General features: G+C 65.5%; 5 protein-coding genes. 2 read left to right on the top strand and 3 right to left on the bottom strand.

Annotated features, from left to right (window positions below):
* Positions 1-132: 132 nt before the first annotated feature.
* Positions 133-1008, bottom strand: coding sequence for an N-carbamoylputrescine amidase (gene aguB, locus MTR62_RS19995; protein ID WP_244024252.1), 876 nt, complete (start codon positions 1006-1008; stop codon positions 133-135).
* A 13-nt stretch (positions 1009-1021) separates the two neighbouring features.
* Positions 1022-1873 carry a class I SAM-dependent methyltransferase gene (locus tag MTR62_RS19990; RefSeq protein ID WP_244024250.1) on the bottom strand — a complete coding sequence of 284 codons (852 nt, stop codon included), beginning with the start codon at positions 1871-1873 and terminating at the stop codon, positions 1022-1024.
* Between the two features lie 156 nt (positions 1874-2029).
* On the opposite strand from MTR62_RS19990, the gene msrA reads away from it, so the two are divergent.
* Together msrA and MTR62_RS19980 are read left to right on the top strand one after the other, a co-directional pair.
* Complete coding sequence (gene msrA / locus MTR62_RS19985) at positions 2030-2566, top strand: peptide-methionine (S)-S-oxide reductase MsrA (RefSeq protein WP_244024248.1); 537 nt, start codon at positions 2030-2032, stop codon at positions 2564-2566.
* A 129-nt stretch (positions 2567-2695) separates the two neighbouring features.
* Positions 2696-3769, top strand: coding sequence for a choice-of-anchor A family protein (locus MTR62_RS19980; RefSeq protein WP_244024246.1), 1074 nt, complete (start codon positions 2696-2698; stop codon positions 3767-3769).
* A 168-nt stretch (positions 3770-3937) separates the two neighbouring features.
* Here the strand turns inward: MTR62_RS19980 and MTR62_RS19975 are convergent.
* Positions 3938-4700 (bottom strand): RsmB/NOP family class I SAM-dependent RNA methyltransferase (locus tag MTR62_RS19975; RefSeq protein WP_244024244.1); only part of this gene is annotated, 763 nt, incomplete at its 5' end.

Raw genomic sequence — 4700 nt, 5'->3', positions numbered from 1 at the left:
GTCCGGCGCGCCAGCGCGGCGAGCGCCGCCTCCACCACCGCGCGCGGCGATCCCAGCGCGCGGTGCCGCATGTTCGAGCCCAGCCCGATCAGATAGAGATGAACAGGCTCGCTCACGCCTACCTCCGCTCGCTCAGATGTCCTGCGCGATGCGGGTGTAGAGCTGCGGGCGACGGTCGCGGAAAAACCCCATCCCGGCGCGGTGCTTCGCCGCCCGCGCCAGATCGATGGTCTGGACCAGCACGCCGGTTTCCTCACGCCCGAACGCGGCGGTGTAATCGCCCCACTCGTCGGTGATGAAGGAGTGCCCATAGAAGGTCTGCTCGCTGCCGCACTCGGCCTCGATCCCGATGCGGTTGGCGGCGATCACCGGCATGCAGTTCGACACCGAATGGCCGACCATCGCGCGGCGCCACATCCGGCTGGTGTCGAGCGTGGCATCGTAAGGCTCCGAGCCGATCGCGGTCGGGTAGAACAGCAGCTGCGCGCCCATCAGCGCCATGACGCGCGCGCATTCGGGATACCACTGGTCCCAACACACACCGACGCCAATGCGCACCGGCCCTTCGCGGGTGGGCACGTCCCAGACCTTGAAACCATCGTTGCCCGGCCGGAAGTAATATTTTTCCTCATAGCCCGGTCCATCGGGGATATGGCTCTTGCGGTAGGTGCCCATGATCGCGCCATCTGGCCCGATCATCGCCAGCGTGTTGTAATAATGGTGCCCGTCGCGCTCGAAGAAGCTGGTCGGGATGGTCACGCCCAGCCGCCTGGCGAGCGCCTGCATGGCCAGCACCGAGGGATGCTCGGCGGTCGGGCGCGCAAGCGCGAACAACTCCTCCTCCTCGGTCTTGCAGAAATAGGGACCGGAAAAGAGTTCGGGCGGCAGGATGATCTCGGCGCCTTGCCCCGCCGCATCCTCGACAAGGGCGGACACGGCGGCGATGTTGGTCGCCTCGTCGGGCGAGCCGAGCGCGAGCTGCAAGGCAGCGACGGTTACGTGGGTCATGGGCGCGCTGGTATCAGTCCCGCTTGCGGAAAAGAAGCGTCATGCGATCACTTTCGCCGATCGCATCGTATTTGGCGCGGTCCTTGTCCTTGAGCGCGTGGGTCGGTGGCAGCGTCCACACGCCCTCGGGCCAGTTCGCCAGGTCCTTGGGATTGGCGTTGATCTCGCTGCTGGCGACCAGCTCGAAACCATTGAGCTCCATCAGGTGGACGACATCGACCTGGCGCAGATAGCCCTTCGAGCCATCGGTATAAGCGTAAGGGGCATCGGCCCTGGCGCGGTGCTGGACGATGCCGATCATCCCGTCAGGCTTGAGCAGCGCGCGCATCGCCTTGATTTCGCTGTCGGCGATATTCCAGCGGCGCATGTTGTGCAGCATACGGATGAGCAGGATGCGATCGAACGTGCCCAGCTCGGCCTCGGGCACGTCCTTGAGCGTCATCCCCGAGACCGAACGGGCCGGAACGCCGCTCCAGCCTTCCACCTTACCCGCGAAGGCTGCGGCCTCGGCGTTGATCTTGGCGGGGTCGAAGGGCCCTGCATCGGGATTGAAGAAGAGCCCTGTCAGGTGCCCCTGTTTGGCAAGGTAGGGCGCGAGCAACCGCGAGTACCAGCCGCCGCCCGGCGCGTATTCGCCCACTTTCATGTCGGGACGAACGCCCATGAACAGCAGCGTTTCGACCGGATGGCGGTAGACGTCGCGCGCGCGGTCGTCCTTGCGGCCGGGGCTTGCCTCGGCGAGATCGAGCAGTGCCTCGCAACCCTTGCACGCGACCACGTCGGCACCATCGCTTGCGGCTTCAGCCGAGACAGGAGCAGCAAGCAGGCCAAGACCGGTCGACAGGGAAATCAGAAATCGGCGCATCGGGATTCTCCTTCGCGGGCCTCGGGGCTCGTCGTGGTCGCGATTCTCGCGTCCTCTCACGCGGGTAAATCTATCCCAAGGCGAGCCAATGACAAGCGCCCTGCCGCATCCTATCTAAGAGGCCATCCCCCTTCGCAAACGAGGTAACGACAGATCATGGAAACCGCTATTATCGCAGGCGGCTGCTTCTGGTGCACGGAGGCCGTGTTCCGCGACGTTATCGGCGTCGACACGGTCGAAAGCGGCTACATCGGCGGCACGAGCGTAAACCCCACGTACAAGGAGGTCTGCTCGGGCGCGACCGGCCACGCCGAGGCGATCCGGCTGACCTACGACCCCCACGCGATTTCCTATGCCCAGATCCTCGACGTGTTCCTGGGCACGCACGATCCCACTCAGCTCAACCGCCAGGGCAACGACGTGGGCACGCAGTACCGCTCGGCGATCTTTCCCCTCGACGATGCCCAGCGCGCCGAGGCCCAGGCGGCGATCGCGCGCGCGCAGGCGGACAACGCCGAGCCGGTGGTCACCACGATCGAAGGCCCTGCCCCCTGGTACCCGGCCGAGGACTACCACCAGGAATACTGGGACGGCGAAGGGCAGCGCAATCCCTATTGCCTCGCCGTAATCCCGCCCAAGCTGCTCAAGCTGCGCAAGAGCTTTCAGGACAAGGTAAAGAACCAGACGGCCTGAGCTATGGTACATTTACGGCCGCCGTCCTTATTCGGGACGGCGGCAAGTATTAACCTTTAAAAAACGCCCCGATCCTAGTAAGGCGCGGATCATCTCGATTCCGAGCGTTAACCAGGCGTGCGACTTCCCATGAAAACCATCCGTATCCTCGTTCTCGGCGTTGCCGCGCTGCTCGCAGCCGTTCTTCCCGGCGCCCTGCTCGCGAGTTCGACGTCGATGGTATCAGGGCTGGACATCCTGCGGACCTGGAACCTTGTCGTCCTGGGCGATCTCAACTCGACCTCCGAAGTCGAAGGCAAGACCTGGGTCAGCGGCGACCTGACGGGATCCTCGTCGAATTACCAGATCTCCAGCAGCGTCGACAGTTCGGACGGCGTGCCCGGTCTCACCGTGGTCGGCGACGTGACCGGCAGCACCAAGAACCTCAACAACGGTTCGGGCGCGGTCGTGGGCGGAAACGTGGAGAGTGGTTTCAACCTCAACGGCTCGACGCAGACGGTCCTGGTGGGCGGCACGATCAGCAACACCAACGTCAATTCCAATGTCGTGGAATCGGGCCTTTCCGCCACCGACCCGGCCTATATCCAGAACCTTACCCAGCAGGCCAGCCTGATCGAGACTTCGACCCAGGGGCTGACCTATTCGCTGAGCCAGATGGAAGCGACCAGCACGGTCTCCATCACCGGCACCAGCGCCACCTTTACCGCGGTGGCCAATTCCGATGGTGTCGCGGTGTTCAACATCGATGCCGCGACGCTTGACGGGATTACCGAGATTTCCTTCAACACCAACGGCGCCGACACGGTCATCGTCAACGTCTCGGGCACCTCGATCACGCTCGACCAGAACTTCCTGGGCAACGCCAGCGGGCTTGGCGAAAGCGTGATCTGGAACTTCTACGAAGCAACCGACCTCACCGTGAAGACCGGCTGGTACGGCTCGATCCTGGCCCCCTACGCCGCCGCGACGACCTACAACTTCATCGAAGGTTCGGCCGTCTTTGCCAGCCTCAACCAGTACGGCGAGATGCACGTGGGCACCTATAGCGGCTCATGGGACCCGGCGCCGACCGACACCACCTCCAGCTCAACGACAAGCAGCTCGGGCGGCACCGCCGTGCCCGAACCGGGGATGGTGGGCCTCTTCGCGCTCGGGCTGGCGGCGCTGGTCCTCCTGCGCCGTCGGCGCGCGCGGGTCGCCTGACGCACAGCAGAACAAGGGATTTGCCATCCCTTGCCCCTGCAGACTGTCGAGCGTGCGGTGTGCCGCAAAAGCCAATGCGCACACGCGAAGTCAGCGCGTCATGGATCGAGCTGGCGGCGCTCGCCAGTCGGGGGCTAAGAGGTAATACCCCCTTGCCCCCTCTCCTTTTCAGCCCTTGCGCCACCGCGCGATAAAGAACCCGTCGAGCCCGCCCTGCTCGGGCAGCATCGCCGGATCGGTGCGCACGGTGCCATCCGCACGCGGTTTGAGGCCTTCGGGCAGCTCTGCGGGAACGACGGGCACGATACCCAGCCCCTCGAGCGCCTCAACCTGCGCCTCCCCTTCCTCGGGTTCGAGCGAACAGACCGCGTAGACCAGCACCCCGCCCGGCGCGAGCCAGCCAGCCGCGCGGGTGAGCAGGGCGGACTGGATCGCGGTCATTTCCGCGATCTGGCGCGGCGAAATACGGTGCAGCACGTCGGGGTGGCGACGGCTGGTGCCGGTCGCGGTGCACGGCGCGTCGAGCAGGATCGCATCGAAGGGAGCTTCGGGCGTCCACTTGAGCGCATCGGCCTGCACGATTTCGGCCGAAAGCTGCGTGCGCTCGAGATTTTCGCGCAGGCGTTCAAGCCGGCGCCCGGCAATGTCGAGCGCGGTGACGTTCCACCCTTGCGCGGCGAGTTGCATAGTCTTGCCACCGGGTGCGGCGCAAAGATCAAGCGCGCGGCGCCCTTCACCCGCGCCCAGCAGCCGCGCGGGAAGACTCGCGGCAAGGTCCTGCACCCACCACGCACCGTCCCTGAAGCCTTCGAGTTCGGCCACCGGCGTCCCGCGTGACAGGCGCACGTGGCCGGGCATCAGCGACGTGCCGCCCAGCCGCTCGGCCCACTGCGCCGTCTGCGCCGGATCGCGCAGCGCGAGGTCGAGCGGC

This window comes from Novosphingobium organovorum, from assembly GCF_022832435.1.
Taxonomy (GTDB): Bacteria; Pseudomonadota; Alphaproteobacteria; order Sphingomonadales; family Sphingomonadaceae; genus Novosphingobium; species Novosphingobium organovorum.
The sequence above is the reverse complement of the archived record's forward strand: the minus strand, read 5'-3'. Positions and strand labels throughout refer to the sequence as shown.

Excerpts from the sequence above, each read along its gene's own strand:
- aguB (WP_244024252.1), bottom strand. The coding sequence starts at position 1,008 with ATGACCCACGTAACCGTCGCTGCCTTGCAGCTCGCGCTCGGCTCGCCC.
- MTR62_RS19990 (WP_244024250.1), bottom strand. The coding sequence starts at position 1,873 with ATGCGCCGATTTCTGATTTCCCTGTCGACCGGTCTTGGCCTGCTTGCT.
- msrA (WP_244024248.1), top strand. The coding sequence starts at position 2,030 with ATGGAAACCGCTATTATCGCAGGCGGCTGCTTCTGGTGCACGGAGGCC.
- MTR62_RS19980 (WP_244024246.1), top strand. The coding sequence starts at position 2,696 with ATGAAAACCATCCGTATCCTCGTTCTCGGCGTTGCCGCGCTGCTCGCA.